The organism is Nocardioides daphniae (genome assembly GCF_004777465.1).
In the GTDB taxonomy this organism is placed as follows: Bacteria; Actinomycetota; Actinomycetes; order Propionibacteriales; family Nocardioidaceae; genus Nocardioides; species Nocardioides daphniae.
Genome location: NZ_CP038462.1, coordinates 2576302 through 2593823 on the forward strand (window position 1 = coordinate 2576302; position 17522 = coordinate 2593823).

General features: G+C 71.2%; 15 protein-coding genes and 1 pseudogene. 9 read left to right on the forward strand and 7 right to left on the reverse strand.

Annotation, left to right across the window (positions count from 1 at the left end; all coding sequences use genetic code 11):
* Positions 1-13: 13 nt before the first annotated feature.
* Complete coding sequence (locus E2C04_RS12680; RefSeq protein WP_135832862.1) at positions 14-1429, reverse strand: phospholipase D-like domain-containing protein; 1416 nt, start codon at positions 1427-1429, stop codon at positions 14-16.
* A 93-nt stretch (positions 1430-1522) separates the two neighbouring features.
* Positions 1523-2596 carry a hypothetical protein gene (locus E2C04_RS12685; RefSeq protein ID WP_135832863.1) on the reverse strand — a complete coding sequence of 358 codons (1074 nt, stop codon included), beginning with the start codon at positions 2594-2596 and terminating at the stop codon, positions 1523-1525.
* 99 nt (positions 2597-2695) lie between these two features.
* Here E2C04_RS12685 and E2C04_RS12690 point away from each other — a divergent pair, with 99 nt between their 5' ends.
* Positions 2696-3898 carry an endonuclease/exonuclease/phosphatase family protein gene (locus E2C04_RS12690; RefSeq protein WP_158630700.1) on the forward strand — a complete coding sequence of 401 codons (1203 nt, stop codon included), beginning with the start codon at positions 2696-2698 and terminating at the stop codon, positions 3896-3898.
* On the opposite strand, the gene E2C04_RS12695 is transcribed toward E2C04_RS12690, so the two are convergent.
* Both E2C04_RS12695 and E2C04_RS12700 read right to left on the reverse strand, forming a co-directional pair.
* The gene (locus E2C04_RS12695) at positions 3880-4206 is read right to left on the reverse strand and encodes a DUF6752 domain-containing protein (RefSeq protein WP_135832865.1); all 327 of its coding nucleotides are present in this window, start codon (positions 4204-4206) and stop codon (positions 3880-3882) included. The two genes, E2C04_RS12690 and E2C04_RS12695, sit on opposite strands and share 19 nt — an antisense overlap.
* The gene (locus E2C04_RS12700; RefSeq protein ID WP_135832866.1) at positions 4194-5765 is read right to left on the reverse strand and encodes a class I SAM-dependent methyltransferase; all 1572 of its coding nucleotides are present in this window, start codon (positions 5763-5765) and stop codon (positions 4194-4196) included. The genes E2C04_RS12695 and E2C04_RS12700 overlap by 13 nt, the downstream gene beginning before the upstream one ends.
* A 65-nt stretch (positions 5766-5830) precedes the next feature.
* Between E2C04_RS12700 and E2C04_RS12705 the strand changes: the two genes are divergently transcribed.
* The 6 genes and pseudogenes from E2C04_RS12705 (at position 5831) to E2C04_RS12730 (ending at position 12300) form a co-directional block, all read left to right on the forward strand.
* Entirely contained in the window at positions 5831-6889 is a 1059-nt protein-coding gene (locus E2C04_RS12705; protein ID WP_158630701.1) for a glycosyltransferase family 2 protein, read from the forward strand.
* Positions 6890-6994: 105 nt separating this feature from the next.
* The gene (locus E2C04_RS12710) at positions 6995-8905 is read left to right on the forward strand and encodes an endonuclease/exonuclease/phosphatase family protein (protein ID WP_158630702.1); all 1911 of its coding nucleotides are present in this window, start codon (positions 6995-6997) and stop codon (positions 8903-8905) included.
* 84 nt (positions 8906-8989) lie between these two features.
* The gene (locus E2C04_RS12715) at positions 8990-10249 is read left to right on the forward strand and encodes a magnesium transporter MgtE N-terminal domain-containing protein (RefSeq protein WP_135832869.1); all 1260 of its coding nucleotides are present in this window, start codon (positions 8990-8992) and stop codon (positions 10247-10249) included.
* Positions 10246-10770 carry a DUF1003 domain-containing protein gene (locus tag E2C04_RS12720; RefSeq protein ID WP_135832870.1) on the forward strand — a complete coding sequence of 175 codons (525 nt, stop codon included), beginning with the start codon at positions 10246-10248 and terminating at the stop codon, positions 10768-10770. Before E2C04_RS12715 ends, E2C04_RS12720 begins: the two co-directional genes overlap by 4 nt.
* 31 nt (positions 10771-10801) lie before the next feature.
* Positions 10802-11964 (forward strand): annotated as a pseudogene (locus E2C04_RS12725) (Mrp/NBP35 family ATP-binding protein).
* 3 nt (positions 11965-11967) lie between these two features.
* Entirely contained in the window at positions 11968-12300 is a 333-nt protein-coding gene (locus E2C04_RS12730; RefSeq protein ID WP_135832871.1) for a sec-independent translocase, read from the forward strand.
* A gap of 21 nt (positions 12301-12321) precedes the next feature.
* Here the strand turns inward: E2C04_RS12730 and E2C04_RS12735 are convergent, their stop codons facing one another.
* Entirely contained in the window at positions 12322-12546 is a 225-nt protein-coding gene (locus E2C04_RS12735) for a hypothetical protein (protein WP_135832872.1), read from the reverse strand.
* A 301-nt stretch (positions 12547-12847) separates the two neighbouring features.
* Positions 12848-13042, reverse strand: a complete 195-nt coding sequence (locus E2C04_RS12740; protein ID WP_135832873.1) for a hypothetical protein — start codon at positions 13040-13042, stop codon at positions 12848-12850.
* Positions 13043-13341: 299 nt separating this feature from the next.
* Between E2C04_RS12740 and E2C04_RS12745 the strand changes: the two genes are divergently transcribed.
* Together E2C04_RS12745 and E2C04_RS12750 are read left to right on the forward strand one after the other, a co-directional pair.
* The gene (locus E2C04_RS12745; protein ID WP_135832874.1) at positions 13342-14043 is read left to right on the forward strand and encodes a LysM peptidoglycan-binding domain-containing protein; all 702 of its coding nucleotides are present in this window, start codon (positions 13342-13344) and stop codon (positions 14041-14043) included.
* Between the two features lie 52 nt (positions 14044-14095).
* Positions 14096-14623, forward strand: coding sequence for an Rv3235 family protein (locus E2C04_RS12750; protein ID WP_135832875.1), 528 nt, complete (start codon positions 14096-14098; stop codon positions 14621-14623).
* Positions 14624-14647: 24 nt separating this feature from the next.
* On the opposite strand, the gene secA is transcribed toward E2C04_RS12750, so the two are convergent.
* Positions 14648-17458: a preprotein translocase subunit SecA gene (secA, locus tag E2C04_RS12755; RefSeq protein WP_135832876.1), complete on the reverse strand. Its 2811-nt coding sequence runs from the start codon at positions 17456-17458 to the stop codon at positions 14648-14650.
* Between the last annotated feature and the right edge of the window lie 64 nt (positions 17459-17522).

Below are 17522 nucleotides of genomic sequence, written 5' to 3' on the forward strand. Positions count from 1 at the left end.
CGATCGTGGGCGGTCACTTGTCGCGCCACTCCTCGGAGTCGGTGCCCAGGCCGTCGCTCAGCGTGTAGCGCGGGGCGACCAGGCCGTTGGCGGTGCGGGCGCCGTAGACCGACCAGTCGAAGCCGTGGGTGTGCTCGTTCCACAGCTCGCCCCAGTTGTCGGCGTACTGGCGGTAGATCGCCGGGCTGTAGACCCGCAGGATCAGCTCGTCGCCGTACTGGCCGCCGTTCTGGAAGTTGCTGGAGCCGGTGACGACCATCTTGCGGTTGCGCACGCCGTCGTAGTTGCCGTTGACCAGCAGGATCTTGGCGTGGCTGTAGAGGTCGATCTCGCCGTCCTCGTCGGTGTCGAAGCCGGTGCTGCGGAAGGGCACCCGGCCCCGCTTGGTCGGGCGGGCGAAGATGTCGCGCACCTTCTTGCCCGCGTAGCCGACGTGCATCTTGACGTCGCAGCCCTTGTTGTAGAGGTCCCAGAGCTTGTTGGCGATCAGGGAACCGCGGTCACCGTCCCAGGCGTGCATGTTGACGCGGACGATGGTGCGACCGGAGTTGGTCTGCGCACAGGTGCACCTGATCGGCGCGAGCAGCTTGACGATCGGGTCGCGGGCCGGCGTCCACTTCGTACGCCGCGTCGCCTTCTTGCGCGCGAAGGGCATGACCTCGAGCTGGAACCGCTTGCCGATGGCGTACTTGCGGTAGGAGTTCTTGAGGACGCGGTCGGCGCGCATCTCGTCGAAGACCTCGTTGAGGACGCTGTGGAAGCGCTTGTTGTCGTTGATCGTGAGCAGGTCGTTGAACTGGTTCAACGAGCCGTTGAGCTTCATGTTGAGCGAGCCCAGCATGACGACGTTCCTCGCGCCGCCAGTGTGCGTGAAGAGCACGAACTTGCTGTGCTGGACGTCGCCGTCGCCGCGGCAGGCCGAGACGCACTGGAAGTGGAACTGGCGGCGCTGCACGACCTTCTTGTGCTTCTTGCCGTTCTTGTCCTTCCAGGTCCGCGTGACGGTGCGGTTGCCCAGGGCCTTGCGCAGCTTGCGCTGGGCCGACGGCATCTCGTGGTTGTTGACGATGACCTGGACCCACACGCCGCGCTTCTTGGCGCGGATGAGCGCGTCGGCGACCTGGTGACGGTCGAAGGAGAACATCGCCATCCTGATGTACGACCCGGGCCTGGCCCGGTTGATCGCCGCGATGACCTGGTTCTCCAGGCGCAGCTGACGCTCGCCGCCGACGCGGGGCACGTTGAACTTGGCACCCTCGGTGGGCTTCCACGGCTTCTTCGCGGCCGTCTTGACGGCCGGCACCGCCGGGGCCGCCTCGGCCGGAGCGAGCAGCGCACCCACCAGTACGACGGGGAGCAGGAGCGCGGCAGCACGCGCACGCAGGTTCCTCGTGCGGGCGCGGTCACGACGTGCGGGCTGGCTCGACATGCGGCCGAGGATACCGATGAACCACCGTCGACAGGATTTCGCCGACGTTACCGGCGGGGAACCGTCAGGAGAACCACGCAGGTCCCACCCGTCTCAGGAGTAGCGCAACCGGCCCAGCCTGGCCCGCGCGCGCGACAGCAGCGAGGGCGCGTCCGCCTGTGCGTCCTTGAGGTCGCGCACGTCGTGGAGCATGGTGCCGACCAGCTCGGCGAGTGAGTCCGCCACCTCCAGGCGCGTGACCGACCGAACGGTGCGGTCACCCGTCGGCTCGACGGGCCCGGCCAGGCGAGAGACGTCGCCCACGACGTCGATGTCGAGCTCACGGACCAGCTCCACCGCCCGGGCGCTGCGCTCACGGCACACCTCGAAGAGGTCGTCGTCGAGGCGGAGCCGTCCGCCGCCCGACTGGCGGGCCAGGTGGTTCTCGCCGAGGTAGCCCCGCAGCCACTCACCCCGCTCGAAGGGAGTGTCGAAACCCGTGCGGTGGGCGTTGACCTTGCGCAGCGCCTCGACCTGGACGACCCCGATGGACTGGTTGAGCGGGCGTCGAGGCATCTCGCACTCGCCGGTGAAGCCGATGGTCCGGGCGAGCTGGTGCCAGTGCTGGTCCGGCCCCTCGGAGCGGTCCGGCACCGGGAGGACGTGGATGCGCGCGGCGTCGACCACCGGCAGCCACCGGCGCAGGACCTGCTCCAGGTCCCACACCCACCACCCGAAGTGCGCGCGCTGCTCCCGCTCGGCCGTGCGGCGCAGGCCCCGGGCAGCGCCGTTCTTGACGTCCTCCTGCCAGCCGGCCGCCAGCATGCTGGCGGCGTCGCGGGCGGTCACGACGAGGTGGACCTCGGCCGGGGCGAGCCGCTCGGCCGCCCGCCGCGCCTGCTCGGTGGTGGCGGCGCAGAAGAACTCGTGCGTCAGCAGCGCGGCGCCCGGGGTCGCCTCGACCTCGGCGGCGAGCCGCTCCCACGCACCGGTCGCGCGCGGGTCACGTCGTACGAGGCTGGGGTCGTCCTGCATGTCGAGCGCGGCCCACAGGTGCTCGCGGTGTCCGCTGCCCGGCAGCGTGATGCCCTGGGCAGCCAGCGCGTCGACGTTGGCCCACAGGATCTCCTGCAGGTAGGTGGTGCCGGTCTTGGGCAGACCGACGTGCCAGTACACCCGCTCAGCCATCGACCCTCCCTCGGTTGCAGCGGCCGGGACGGGCACGAGGTTACCCAAGCATTGGCCGAGGAGTGCGCCCCTGCCCCCGGACCCCGGTATCCTCGCGGGGTGACGGGACGCCGCAGGGCTGAGGATCCGGGGTCGGGGCGCCATCGTGCCCCCGAGACCTCGGTGTCGCGCGGCCATGCGTGGAGCGTGCGCCTGATCGTCCTCGGCGTGGTCGCCGGGCTGGCGACCGTGGTCGCCACGGTGGCCATCCCCCTGCTCACCACCGAGCGCGCACAGCGCGTCACCGTCTCGGCCGGCGTGGTCACCAGCCAGAGCACCAGCGTCGAGGTGTCCACCCCCGAGCCCACGCCCGAGGCGGACCGCGACCCCGAGGCTGACTCGCTGCCGAAGCCGAAGGTCCCGGTGGGCCCGCCCGGGCTCAAGGTGCTCGACCACCAGTTCCGTGAGCGCGGCATGGTCCGCGTGGACAAGTCGGCCCTGCAGCCCTTCGTCTTCCGCGTCGCCTCCTACAACGTCCTCGGGGCCAGCCACACCTCCGGCAAGGGCGCCCGCAAGGGTTACGCCGGCTACGCCGCCCGCACCCCCGGCCAGGTCGGCCTGATCGAGGCCCACCGCGCCAGCGTGGTCGGGCTGCAGGAGTTCCAGCACCCCCAGGCCCGCCAGTTCGCCGGGCTGCGAGGCAGCGCGTACGGGGTCTACCCGGGCCTGCAGCTGGGTGAGGCGCTCTCCCAGAACTCCATCGCCTGGCGCACCGACACGTGGAGCGTCGTGGAGACCCACACGATCGGCATCCCCTACTTCGGCGGGCGTCCGGTGCAGATGCCCTACGTCCTGCTGCGCCACCTCGGCTCCGGACGCACGGTCTGGTTCGGCAACTTCCACAACCCGGCCAACATCGGCGGCAACCACGCCGGCTGGCGCGCGGCGGCGACCCGGATCGAGGCCGACCTCGCCAACCGCCTGGGCGCTGACGGCACGCCGGTCGTCATGACCGGCGACTTCAACGACCGGGCCGAGTTCGCGTGCCCCTTCAGCGCCCGCAGCGGCATGCACTCCCCCGACGGCGCGGCCACCGTCAACGGCGTCTGCCGGACGCCGCGGGGGATGAGCGTGGACTGGATCTTCGGCAGCGGCTCGCTGCAGTGGAGCGACTACGTGCAGGACTGGTCGAGCCGGGACCGTCGCCTCAGCGACCACCCGATCATCGCCGGGACCGCGACGGTGCCGAGCATCCACGACCCGAGCAAGTGCCGCCGCGCGAAGGCGCGCGCCGGCATGCAGATCTACTGCCCGGCCAGCTGACCGGGCACCGCGCCACCACCGGAGCGGTCCGCCGCCCGGAGACGGCTCGGGGGACGGCTCAGGAGGCGTCGTCGTCGCGCTCGACGCGGTCGCCGGCCATCGTCGAGTCGACCTCGTTGCGGTAGTCGGCGAGCAGCCGGCGCGCCGCCTCCTCGTTCGCGCTCGGCCAACGGGACCAGCAGCTCGGTCACCACGTCGAGCAGCTCGGCCAGGCGCATGTTGAGCTGGCGGCTCTCCTGGACCTCCTGCTCGAGCACCTCGACGCGCGCCCGGAGGCTCGACTTCAGCAACTGCTTCACCTTGTCCATGACACTGCCATCCTGTCGATGCTCACGACCGCCGCAGCGGCACCACCGGCGAAGCCGGCCTGTTCCTCCGTCAGGCGGGTGAGGTCGACGACCTTCCCACCGACGGCCTCCACGAGGGCACGTACGTCCTCGGTGGCGAGGGCACGCAGCCCTCTCTCCTCGGCGAAGTCGGTCTGCGCCGTGCAGTACTGCAGGTACAGCGTCCCGGTGTCGCGGGCGAGCATCTTCGCGATCCTCAGCACGCCCTCGCGGGCCAGCGGGGTGGCGCCGTCGAGGAGGTGGTGCGCCATCAGCACGCGGGGGCCGGGACGGCGTACGAGGTCGGCGCCGGTCGCCAGCGTCGAGCGCAGGTCGCCGAAGTTGCACCACATGAACTCGGTGTCGAGCCCCTTGGCCTCGGTCTGGCGCATCGCCATCCGCAGGGACGGCGGGAAGTGGTCCAGCCCCACGGCGCGGAAGCCCTGCGCGGAGAACCAGCGGGTGTCGCCGCCGGCTCCGCAGCCGAGGTCGACGACGAGACCGGCGTCGGGGTGCTGCGCGGCGACGTGGCGCGCGAGGGCGCTCGGCTTGGCGCCGGTGCCCGTACGCCGTCCCTCACGGTGCGCGGTCCACCGCTCGTCGAGGCCGGAGCGCATCCCGCGGAACCAGCCGTTGAGGCGGCGGTGGGTCGAGTCGGGGGTGGTGAACTTGAAGGCCGGGTCGGGGACCCTCCAGGACGGGCCGTACATGGCGACCAGCAGGTGGTCGGGCTCGGCGGGGGACGGGAAGGTCCGCCCGGCCAGCGTCACCTCGCTGCGCGGGTAGAGCCACTCGCGGCGGAAGGGGGCGCCCACCTCCCCCATCAGGTAGAGGGTGTCGTCGAGCATGAAGCCGCCGAAGACGTCGAGCCCGCGCCGGGTGCCGTCGGCCTCGGCCACCGACACCTTGAAGCCCATGCCGCTGTAGCGGTCGACCGGGTAGCCCATCCGTTCGATGCGGCGCTGCAGCTGCATCGACTCGACGATCGCGTCCACCGGCGTGGTCGCAGCACTGACGTAGCCGAGGTCGGCGTCGGAGTCGTGGCCGATGAAGTCGCCCTGGCGCACCGCGCCGAGCAGCGTGCCGTAGGCGACGAACGGCTTGACGCCGGCCGCCTCGAGAACCTCGATGACGGTCTCCATCGAGTCGAGCAGCGGGGCGGTCTGGTCGGAGTCCTGGTCGCCGAAGAGCCGGCTCAGACGCATCGACTTGTCCAGACCCATCGGGTTGCCGTCGGCGTCGACGACGCGTACCTCGCCCTCACCCGAGCCCAGCACGGCGGTGGTGGAGGCCAGCTCCTCGCCGGTGGCCGGGTCGGCCAGCGCCACGTCGACGGTGCCGTCGAGGAACTTCCTGAGCACCGGCGGCCAGGGCATCAGACGCTGGGCGCCGCGGCCCTCGGTGTCGCGGAGCAGCCAGAAGGAGAAGACCCGCTTGCCGCCGAAGAGGACGTCCACGGGAGCGTCCTCGGAGGCGCTGAAGGCCACCCCCCGGTCGTCGACGTCGAGGCGCTGGACGCGTCGACCTGCAGTCTTCTCCACCCGTTCAGCCTATCGGTGCGCCGACGCCACCCTCACCCACCCGCCGCCCGGCTAGGATGCCGCGGGTGATCGTGACCGTCAGCACCGTCAAGGACCACCTGTCGAACGTGCAGCGGTTCGTCGAGGGCAACCTCGACGGCGGCGTCGACCACATGGTGGTCTTCCTGGCCCGGGCCCCCAAGGTGAAGGCGTGGCTGGACACCCGCCCGGAGGTCACCGCGGTCGTCACCGACGACACCTGGTGGCGCGGCCAGCGCCCCGCGCTGCTCAACCGCCGGCAGAACGCCAACGCCAACCTCGTGCGCCACGTCCTGGCCGACCTCGGCTGGGCGGAGTGGCTCTTCCACGTCGACGCCGACGAGGTGCTCCAGCTCGACCGCGACGAGCTGGCCGGTGTGCCGGCGCGCGAGCCCGCGGTCAGCGTGCCGCCGCTCGAAGTGGTCAGCATCGCCGAGCCCGACGGCCCGCCGGTGCTCTTCAAGCGCCTGCTCGACGACGGCGAGCTCCACTTGGTCACCGCGCTGGGCCTGCTGGCGGAGCCGACCAACTCGCGCTACTTCCGCAGCCACATCGCCGGCAAGGTCGGCATCCGCCCCGGCGCCGACGTCTGGCTCGGCATCCACAAGGCCACCGACCCGGGCGGGCGGCGCCTCCCCCTGGTGCAGCGTCCCGGGGTCGAGATGCTCCACTACGAGGCGTTCTCCGCGAGGACTTCGTGCGCAAGTGGGTGGCGATGGTCGGCTCCGGCCCCAGCGTCAACTTCGGCACGCACCGGATGGCCCTGGCCACCGCCCTGCGCACCCTGGTCGGCATGGAGCTCGACGAGGAGACCAGGGCGCGCTACCTGGCGCGGTTCTACGACCCTCCACATGGCCGACCCGGTCGACGACCTGGCCGCGCTCGGGCTGCTGGAGAGCCGCCCGCCGCTGAGCCACGGCCACCGTCCGCAGGTCCTCGACGAGTCGCGCCGCAGCGCGCTGGCCGCGGCGGTGGAGGGGCTGCGTACGCAGGACAAGAAGCGCTTCGTGCCGCCGAAGGACCCGGCCAAGGGCGAGACCGCACCCAGCGCCGCAGGCGCCGGCCTGACCGAGAAGGTCCGCCGCCGCATGCGTCGTCAGGGCTGAGCCGTCAGACGCTCGCGACCGGTCGTCTGGCGCAAGAACACCCCTCTCACGCGCACCATGGGTCACACTGGGTCTCGCCCCGCAGTCCCTGGAAGGCCCCACCCCATGGTTCGACACCTCTCCCGCCCGCGTACGTGGCTCCTGCTCGCCGTCGCCCTGCTGCTCGTCGGCACGGTCGCCCTCGTGCCGCGCGGCAACGCCGACCAGCCCACCGCCGAGCTGAGCAGCGGCGCCCCGACGGTGCAGCCGCCCGGGACGACCTCGTTCCGGATCTCGTCGTTCAACCTGCTGGGCGCGGGCCACACCGACGGCAAGAAGCCGAAGCGCAAGGGCTGGGCCAACTCGGCGCAGCGGCTGAAGTGGACCCGGCAGATCCTCGACCAGCAGAACGTCGACGTCGTGGGCTTCCAGGAGATGCACGCCAGCCAGGTGCAGCAGTGGCCGGTCAACAACCCCGACTTCGCGTCGTGGCCGCTGCACAAGTTCTCCCACGCCGTGGGGCACAACACCATCTCGTGGCGCACCAGCGTCTTCCGGATGGTCAAGGCGAAGACCATCATGGTTCCGTACTTCAACGGCGTCGAGCAGCGCATGCCCTACGTCCTGCTCGAGCACATCGCCAGCGGGCAGCGGATGTGGCTCTACAACGTGCACACGCCGGCCAACATCGGCGGCAACCACCAGAAGTGGCGCGACATCGGCTTCCAGCGCGCCATCGAGCTGGCCAACAAGCTCCGCGCCGAGGACCCCTCGATCCCGGTCTTCATGACCGGCGACATGAACGACCGCGAGAAGTTCTTCTGCCCCACCGCGGCCCAGACCGACCTCGTCGCGGCCAACGGTGGCTACGCCTCGGGGTCGATCTGCACCCCGCCGAAGCCCACCCAGATCGACTGGATCATGGGCAGTGCGCCGGTCACCTTCACCGACTACGCGGCGGTCCGTACGCCGCTGGTCAGGAAGACCACCGACCACCCGGTCATCGTCGCCACCGCCAACGCACCGTCGATGGCGGTGCAGCAGAGCAGCATCCAGCGCGTCGTCGTCGTGACGGCCGAGGGCCTGCGCGCCTCCACCGGCAGCCAGCTCGCCACGAAGGGCGAGATGCCCCAGCTGGCCGCGATGCGCGACTCCGGCAGCCACACCTTCAACGCCCGCACCGCGGTCGAGTCGGCCGCTCCCCTGCCCAACCTGGTCTCGATGCTGTCGGGGCGCCCGGTGGCGAAGTCCAGCGCCGGCCACGGCGTCACGAGGAACAAGCTGAGCGGCACCGTGCACCGCGCGGCCGGCACCTACGTGCCCACGGTCTTCGACCGGGTCCACGACAGCGGCCGCCGTACGGCCGTCTTCGCGAGCTCGAGCGTGGTGGCGCCGATCCGCACTTCGTACGACGCCAAGAACGGTGCGCTCGACCCCTACGGCAAGAACAACGGTCGTCGCAAGATCGACGGCTGGACGATCGCCGGGTCTGACCACAAGGCGGCCAAGGCCTTCCGCGACGCCAGCAAGCCCGCGGCGTACACCCACATCCACCTCAGCGGGCCGCGCGCCGCCGGGGAGAAGTACGGCTTCGGCTCCGCCCGGTACCGCAGGGCGCTCAAGCAGCTCGACCGCAACCTCGCGCTGGTGCGACGCACGGTCAACACCCACCCCGCCTACCGCGGCCGCACCATGCTCGTGGTGACCGCCACCGGCGGCGGCGACAAGCGCTCGGGCACCGACCGCCTGGCCCCGCACACCTACAAGGTGCCGCTCTTCGTGACCGGCCCCGGCATCCCCGCCGGCCAGTCGCTCTACACGATGAACCCCGAGTGGCTCTGGCCCGCGGGCGACCGGGTGGGCTACACGCGCCGCCCGATCACCACCGGCGTGGTGGCCAACCTGTCGCTGGCCGCCCTGCGGCTGCCCGCGCTCAGCGGCTCGACGCTCAACCGGGCCCAGAACTTCAACGTGCTCCAGCTGCCGACGACCGCCCCCGGCACGACCCCGACCCCCGCCCCGGCCAAGGGTCGCTGACCTGCGGCGACGCGGTGGACGACAGGTGCTCCACGGGCGCGTACGTGCGCAGCCGGCGCGCCGCCAGAAGGTAGCGTGTGCCGCGTGAGCAGCTCCCCCAGCCGTGTCTTCGCGGCGCGTCTCGTCGGCCTGCCTGTGTTCGACCCCCGTGGCGACCAGGTGGGCAAGGTGCGTGACGTCGTCGTGGCGCTGCGGTCGGAGGTATCCCAGCCCCGCGTGCTGGGGCTGGTGGCGGAGGTCTTCGGCCGGCGTCGGATCTTCGTGCCCATGACCCGGGTGACGGCGATCGAGGGTGGCCAGGTGCACACCACCGGCCTGCTCAACATGCGCCGCTTCGAGCTGCGCCAGGCCGAGACCCTGGTGATCGGCCAGATGCTCGACCGCCGCGTCACCATCCGGCCCACCGGCGTCTCCGGCACCGTCTACGACATCGGCCTCGAGCAGGCCCGCAACCGCGACTGGGTGGTCTCCCGCGTCGCCATCCAGGAGCCGGGCAAGGGGCTGCGGCGTCGCGGCCAGACCCACATCGTCGAGTGGCGCGACGTCGAGGGCCTCACCCGTCGCGAGGACACCCAGGGGGCGACCCACCTGCTGGCCGCGCTGCGCGACCTGCGCCCGGCGGACGCCGCCGCGGTGATCCACGACCTGCCCACGGAGCGGCGTACCGCCGTCGTCGCCGGCCTCAACGACGAGCGTCTGGCCGACGTCCTGGAGGAGCTCCCCGACGAGGACCAGGTCGAGATCCTCCAGCTGCTCGACACCGAGCGTGCCGCCGACGTCCTCACCGAGATGTCGCCCGACGACGCGGCCGACCTGATCGCCGACCTCAGCCCCGAGACCGCCGCGACCCTGCTGGCGGCGATGGAGCCCGACGAGGCCGAGGACGTGCGGCGACTGATGTCGTACGCCGACCAGACCGCGGGCGCCATGATGACCCCCGAGCCGGTCATCCTCTCCCCCGACGCCACCGTCGCCGACGCGCTGGCGCACGTGCGCAACCCCGACCTCACCCCGTCGCTGGCCGCGCTGGTCTACATCTGCCGCCAACCCCTGGAGACGCCCACGGGCCGCCTGCTCGGCGCCGCGCACATCCAGCGCCTGCTGCGCGAGCCACCGTCGACCCTGGTCGCGGCCGCCCTCGACGAGTCGATGGACCCGCTGCGGCCCGACGCCACCATCGACCAGGTGGCGGCCCACCTTGCCACCTACAACCTCGTCGCGGCCCCGGTCGTCGACGAGGAAGGCCGCCTGCTGGGTGCCGTCACGGTCGACGACCTGCTCGACCACATGCTCCCCGACGGATGGCGTGACCACGCCCCGCGTCGCGCTGGAGGTGCCTCGTGAGCGAGACCCGCGACCGCCTCGACCAGCCCCGCGAGGTCCGTCGGTCGCTGCGGCGCCACCGCGGCGACGACGACCGCTTCGGCGTCTTCGCCGAGCGCTTCGCACGGTTCATGGGCACGGCACGCTTCCTGGCGTACATGACCGCCTTCGTGGCGATCTGGATCGCGTGGAACTTCCTCGCCCCCGTCGACCTGCGCTTCGACCGCTACCCGTTCATGTACCTCACGCTCATCCTGAGCCTGCAGGCGTCGTACGCGGCGCCGCTGATCCTGCTCGCGCAGAACCGGCAGGAGCAGCGCGACAAGGTGATCGCCGAGCAGGACCGGCAGGCCAACGCGCGCGCCCACGCCGACATGGAGTTCCTGGCCCGCGAGGTGGCCTCGTTGCGCATGACGGCCGGCGAGATGGCGAGCCGTGACTTCATCCGGTCGGAGCTGCGCGGCCTGCGCGACGACCTCGAGGAGCTCACCCGGCCGGAGCCCGAGCCCGAGCCGTCCCGCGAGGCGCGGGCGGAATCGTGACCTGAGGGTTCGACTCGTAGACTCGGGTCCCATGAGCACCCCCTCCCTCGAGCAGGTCCAGGCCGCGCTGGCCACGGTCAACGACCCCGAGATCAAGCGCCCGATCACGGAGCTCGGGATGGTGGACTCCGTCTCGACCCACGACGACGGCCTCGTCAAGGTGAAGGTGCTCCTCACCGTCGCGGGCTGCCCGCTCAAGGACACCATCAACCGCGACGTCACCGCCGCCGTCACCGCGGTCCCCGACGTCACCGGCGTCGAGCTCGAGCTGGGCGTGATGACCCCCGAGCAGCGCGCCGCCCTGGGCGAGACGCTGCGCGGTGGCCAGGCCCAGCGCGAGATCCCGTTCGGCCAGCCCGGCAACCTCACCAAGGTCTACGCGATCGCCAGCGGCAAGGGCGGCGTCGGCAAGTCGTCGGTCACCGTCAACCTGGCGCTCGCCCTGGCGAAGCAGGGCCTCAAGGTCGGCATCGTCGACGCCGACATCTACGGCCACTCGGTGCCCGCGATGCTCGGCGTGGCCGACACCCGTCCCACCCAGGTCGACGACCTGATCATGCCGGTGCCCACCGCCTCGGGCGTCTCGGTCATCTCGATCGGCATGCTCAAGCCGCGTCGCGACCAGGTCGTCGCCTGGCGCGGACCGATGCTCGACCGCGCGCTCGTCCAGATGCTCGCCGACGTCTTCTGGGGCGACCTCGACGCCCTGCTCCTCGACCTCCCGCCGGGCACCGGCGACGTCGCCATCTCGCTGGGCCAGCACCTGCCCAGCGCCGAGGTCATCGTGGTGACCACGCCCCAGGAGGCAGCCGCCGAGGTCGCCGAGCGCGCCGGCACGATGGCCTCGATGATGCACCAGCGCGTCATCGGCGTCGTCGAGAACATGGCCTACCTGCCCTGCCCGCACTGCGCGGAGGAGGGCAAGGAGCACAAGCTCGAGATCTTCGGCTCCGGCGGTGGCGAGCGCGTGGCCCAGACGCTCTCGCAGCGCTTCGGGTACGACGTCAAGGTCCTCGGCTCGCTGCCGATCGACGTGACGCTGCGCGAAGGCGGCGACGACGGCAAGCCCGTGGTGGAGTCCAACCCCACCTCCCCGCCGCCGGCGTCATCCACCAGATCGCCCGCGACCTGAGCGGACGTGGCCGAGGACTGGCCGGTATGCAGCTGGGATTGACACCGACGAGTAAGTTCTGACCCATGTTCGGAATGGGGCTGACGGAGCTGGCCGTCATCGCACTGGTCGCTGTGATGGTCTTCGGCCCTGATCGCTTGCCCGAGCTGGCCAAGCAAGCGGGCCAGATGGTCAAGAAGGGCCGCCAGATGGCGAACGCCGCGCGCGACGAGCTCCGCGAGGAGCTGGGCCCGGAGTACGCCGACCTGCAGCTCCGCGACCTCGACCCGCGGGCACTGGTGCGCAAGCACATCTCCGAGGTCCTGGCCGAGGACGACGACGAGGTCGTCGCGGCCCCGGCGGGCGCTGCCCGTCTGTCGGAGGGCGAGAAGCCGCCCTTCGACGCGGACGCCACCTGATTCAGCCTTCGGCGCGCTGAGTCATCCTTCGGCGCGCAGGGCGGCGATCACCCCGGTCGCGACCACCACACCGGCGGCCGGCCCCTCGTCGAGCTCGACGAAGTCACCACCGACCCGCCCCAGCACCCCCTCCAGGGTGCTGTCGTCGACGAGGTGGACCGTGCAGAGCGCCCGCGCGTCGGCCAGCCTCCGCAGCGGCGAACCGATCCCGACGGCGTCGAGGCGGCTCCACGCCACCCGGGGCATGGGCGGGTCGAGAGCCCCTGCGCCCACAGCAGGGCCGCCGACCGGACGGTCCACGTGGCCGGGCCGGCCGCCACCTGGCACCACTGGTCACCCACCCGCCGGAGCGTGCCGTGGACCGGCCCCACGCCGCGTACGCCCAGGACCACGTCGTGACCGATCGAGGCCATGAGCCGGCCCTCGAGCAGGACGGCCTGGTACTCCGAGCGGCTGCGGTCGGCGACCTCGGCCGCGCGCTCGAGCCGGTGGAGCGTCTCGGCGTGCGCCTCGAGGTCCTCCAGGACCTCGAACATCGCCTCGTCGCTCACGAGCCGTGGCGTCCTCGTCCCGCCTCGCGGGAGCGCACCCGCAGGACGAGCACCGTCCAGATCGCCAGCAGCACTGCTGCCCCCGACCACCCGGCGAGGGCGAGCCAGCTCGCCCCGGCCGAGGCCATCATCACCAGGACGACCACGGCGGCCGCCATCGCGACGTGCACCCACTGCACCTGATCGGACATCACGTCCTCCTCACCCACGTCCCCCGAGGACGTACGCCCAGCCAAGCGGGCGGCGGGCGACGGACGCAACCCCACACGCCACCCCCGCCCCGTTCGCGCAGGATCCCCAAGGTTGGGGACGGGCGGCGGCTCCTTCCGCCGCCACCGGCAACCCCAGGCGCCGTGCCCTGAAATGGGGATGGTCAATCCGCAGCATCCGGCGCTTGAATGAAGCAAACACACGTAAACGAAAGGTTCGAGATGACTCGGAGTCTCGCCTCTCCTTCTGCCCCGCTTCCGGCCCACGCCCCGGCCTGGCGGTGCCTCCTGGTCTGGGCCGTCGCCACCGCAGCCCTGGCCACCGGCACCCTGCTGGGCTGGAGAGCGCGGCCACCCTGCGCGGCGGCCAGGCCGACCGCGCGTTCGACCTCGTCCTGGTCGACCTCGCCGGCGCACTCGCCGCGCTGGTCTGCCCCTGGCTGTGGATCCTCACCAGCGCAGGCGTCGCCGACGCACTCCGAGGCCGGACCACCGCGCGGGCGGGCTGGTGGCGTCGCCTGACGCTCGTGGCCTGCGGTTGCGCGGCCAGCGTGGCGCTGGGCAGCACGGCCCACGCCGTCGCGGCCCCGACCGACGTCCTCACCGCCGACACCTCCTCCGGTGCCAGCGGTCCGGGCGCGGTCGAGCTCCTGCAGGGCCTCCCCTACCCCGACCGTCCTGCCGTGGGCGCCGACCTCGGCCAGACGTCCGACGAGGGGGCGACAGCCCGTCCGACGGCACAGGTGACCGACCCGCCCCAGCTGCGCCCCACCGCCTCCCGAGGCGCCGACGCCTCCCGAGACTCCGACGCCCGGCGGACCCACGTCGTACGCAGCGGCGACACGCTGTGGGAGATCGCCAGGAGCCACCTGGAGGGCGCCGCAGGCGTCCCGGCCCCACCGGTCTCCGACGCGGCCGTGGCGCGGGCCGTGGCCGCCCTGCACCAGACCAACCGCGACGTCGTGGGCGCCGACCCGACGTGATCACGCCCGGCCAGCAGCTGGCCCTCGACCTTCCTGACCGAGAGGACGCACGATGAGCACCACGACCACCCTCAACCCGCGCCCCCACCACCGCGACGCGCGTCCGGTCGCGCCCCTCGCCATGGTCCAGGGCTCGCTCGCCCTCGACCTCACCCCGTGCCTCGACCCGCCGCGCCCCGAGGCACGCCCCGGGCGCCCCGGCTGCGACCTGGTCGAGGTGTCGGCCAGCCTGCGCCAGGAGCTCGAGCAGTGGGTGGAGCGCTACACGCAGGCCGCGACCGAGATCGTGGCGGGCGACCGCCCTGCGGCCCAGCTGCTGCGCTGGACGCGCGCCGACGTTCACCAGGACCTCGTACGCCGTGCCGTGCTCGTCGCGCACGCCGGACGACGTGAGCCCGGCCAGGGGCGTCCGCCGGGCGTGACGCGGGCGCGGGTGCACGGCGTACGCCTGAGCTTCCTCTCCCCCGAGACGGTCGAAGCGGCCGTCCACCTCAAGCACGGCGCGAGGTCGCGTGCGGTGGCCGGCCGCTTCGAGGTCCACCGCGGACGGTGGATCTGCACGGCGTTGGAGTTCTGCTGAGCCGCTCCGGATGGAGCGGGTGGGTCAGCCGATCCGGGCGGTCTGCCCCGAAGCGCCGCCCGGCGCTCCGTGGCACTTCTTGAACTTCTTGCCCGAGCCGCAGGGGCAGTCGGCGTTGCGGCCGATGCCCGCGAACGGGTCGTCCTCGGCCACCGCTGCAGTCACGACCTCCGCGTCGCCGTCCTCCGAGGGCGCCGTGTAGGTGAGGTTCTGCGGCTTCTTCGGAGCGTCGAGCCCCTTCGCCCTGACCTGCGGGGCGTGGGCCGCGGCCTCCTCCATGTCGATCGGGCCGGGCGCCTCGTCAGCGTGGTCATGGTCGTGGTCGTGGTCGTGCTCCACCTCGACCTCGACGGCCAGGTTGAAGAGGAAGCCGACCGACTCCTCCTTGATCCCGTCCATCATCGCGGCGAACATGTCGAAGCCCTCGCGCTGGTACTCCACGAGCGGGTCGCGCTGCGAGTAGGCGCGCAAGTAGATGCCCTCGCGCAGGTAGTCCATCTCGTAGAGGTGCTCGCGCCACTTGCGGTCGAGCACCGAGAGGACGACCTTGCGCTCGAGCTCACGCATGACCTCGTCGCCGAACTCGTCCTCGCGGGCGTCGTACGCGGCGTGCGCGTCCTTGCGGATCTTCTCGGCGAGCGTCTCGCGGGTGAGGTTGACGCGGCCGCCGACCTCCTCGACGACGCTCTCGAGAGTGAAGCTCATCGGGTAGAGCTGCTTCAGCGCGGTCTCGAGCGCCGGCAGGTCCCAGTCCTCGGCCTGCTCGGCGGTGGCGCCGGTGACGTAGCCGTTGACGACGTCGTCGATGAAGCCGCGGACCTGCTCCTCGAGGTCGGCGCCCTCGAGGACGCGACGGCGCTCGGCGTAGATGACCTCACGCTGGCGGCTCATCACGTCGTCGTACTTGAGGACGTTCTTGCGGGACTCGAAGTTCTGCGACTCCAGGTTGGCCTGGGCGCCGGCGATCGAGTTGGTGACCCGCTTGGAGTCGATCGGCATGTCGTCCGGGACCTTCATCGCCGTGAGGAGCCGGTCGATCATCTCGCCCTTGAAGAGGCGCATCATCTCGTCCTGCAGCGAGAGGTAGAAACGGCTCTCGCCCGGGTCGCCCTGACGTCCGGAACGACCACGCAGCTGGTTGTCGATGCGGCGCGACTCGTGGCGCTCGGTGCCGATGACGTAGAGACCACCCAGGGCGGCCACCTCGTCGTGCTCGGCCGCGACCTGCGCCTTGATCCGGGTGAGGGTGTCCTCCCACTTGGCCTCGTACTCGGCCGCGGTCTCACCGGTGGGCTCCAGGCCCGCGTTGCGCAGCTCCTGGTCGGCGAGGAACTCCACCGAGCCACCCAGCATGATGTCGGTGCCTCGACCGGCCATGTTGGTGGCCACGGTGACCGCGCCCTTGTGACCGGCCATCGCGACGATCTTGGCCTCGTCGGCGTGGACCTTGGCGTTGAGGACGGTGTGCGGCACGCCCTCCTTCTTCAGCAGGCCGGCGAGCAGCTCGGACTTCTCGACCGAGACGGTGCCGACCAGGACCGGCTGGCCCTTGCGGTGGCGCTCCGCGATGTCCTTGACCACGGCCTCGTACTTGGCCTCCTCGGTCCGGTAGACGAGGTCGGGCTGGTCGATGCGGGCCAGCGGCTTGTTCGGCGGGATCGGGACGACGCCGAGCTTGTAGATCTTGTCGAACTCGCTCGCCTCGGTCATGGCCGTACCGGTCATGCCGGAGAGCTTGGAGTAGAGGCGGAAGTAGTTCTGCAGGGTGATCGTGGCGAGGGTCTGGTACTCCTCGCGGACGGTCACGCCCTCCTTCGCCTCGATCGCCTGGTGGAGGCCGTCGTTGTAGCGGCGACCCGACAGGATGCGGCCGGTGTGCTCGTCGACGATGAGCACCTCGCCGTTCATGACGACGTACTCCTTGTCCTTGCGGAACAGCTCCTTGGCCTTGATGGAGTTGTTCATGAAGGAGATCAACGGGGTGTTGACCGAGTCGTAGAGGTTGTCGATGCCGAGGTTGTCCTCGACCTTGGTGATGCCCGGCTCGAGGACGGAGATGGTGCGCTTCTTCTCGTCGACCTCGTAGTCGACGTCCTTCGTCATCTGGCGCGCGATCCGGGCGAACTCGCCGTACCACTGCACCTCGTCCTGCGTGGGGCCGGAGATGATCAGCGGCGTGCGCGCCTCGTCGATGAGGATGGAGTCCACCTCGTCGACGACGGTGAAGTTGTGGCCGCGCTGGACGCAGTCCTCCAACGCGTCGGCCATGTTGTCGCGCAGGTAGTCGAAGCCGAGCTCGTTGTTGGTGGCGTAGGTGATGTCGCAGTTGTAGGCCTCGCGGCGCTCGGCCGGGCGCATCGACGGCAGGATCACGCCGGTGGTGAGGCCGAGGAAGCCGTAGACACGACCCATCCACTCGGCGTGGTACTTGGCCAGGTAGTCGTTGACCGTGACGACGTGGACACCCTTGCCGGAGAGGGCGTTGAGGTAGGCGGGCAGCGTCGCCACCAGCGTCTTTCCCTCACCGGTACGCATCTCGGCGATGTTGCCGAGGTGGAGGGCGGCGCCACCCATGATCTGCACGTCGTAGTGACGCTGGCCGATCACGCGCTTCGCGGCCTCGCGCACGGTGGCGAACGCCTCCGGCATGATGTCGTCGAGGGTCTCCCCGTTGGCCAGGCGCTCCTTGAACTCGTCCGTCATCGCGCGCAGCTCGGCGTCGCTCATGGCGACGAAGTCGTCCTCGATCGCGTTGACGGCCTTGGCGATGTTCTCGAGCTGACGCAGGACCTTGCCCTCGCCGAGGCGGAGGAGCTTGTCGATGATGGCAGGCACGGGGTTGAACTCCTGGTGCAGGTCGAAGGAGGCACGGCACGGTCGAGAGGACCGTCGGCCATGC

Coding starts and splice junctions, on each gene's coding strand:
- E2C04_RS12735 (WP_135832872.1), bottom strand. CDS start 12,546: ATGCCCCGGGTGGCGTGGAGCCGCCTCGACGCCGTCGGGATCGGTTCG.
- E2C04_RS12710 (WP_158630702.1), top strand. CDS start 6,995: ATGGTTCGACACCTCTCCCGCCCGCGTACGTGGCTCCTGCTCGCCGTC.
- E2C04_RS12695 (WP_135832865.1), bottom strand. CDS start 4,206: ATGGACAAGGTGAAGCAGTTGCTGAAGTCGAGCCTCCGGGCGCGCGTC.
- E2C04_RS12750 (WP_135832875.1), top strand. CDS start 14,096: ATGAGCACCACGACCACCCTCAACCCGCGCCCCCACCACCGCGACGCG.
- E2C04_RS12740 (WP_135832873.1), bottom strand. CDS start 13,042: ATGTCCGATCAGGTGCAGTGGGTGCACGTCGCGATGGCGGCCGCCGTG.
- E2C04_RS12730 (WP_135832871.1), top strand. CDS start 11,968: ATGTTCGGAATGGGGCTGACGGAGCTGGCCGTCATCGCACTGGTCGCT.
- E2C04_RS12685 (WP_135832863.1), bottom strand. CDS start 2,596: ATGGCTGAGCGGGTGTACTGGCACGTCGGTCTGCCCAAGACCGGCACC.
- E2C04_RS12680 (WP_135832862.1), bottom strand. CDS start 1,429: ATGTCGAGCCAGCCCGCACGTCGTGACCGCGCCCGCACGAGGAACCTG.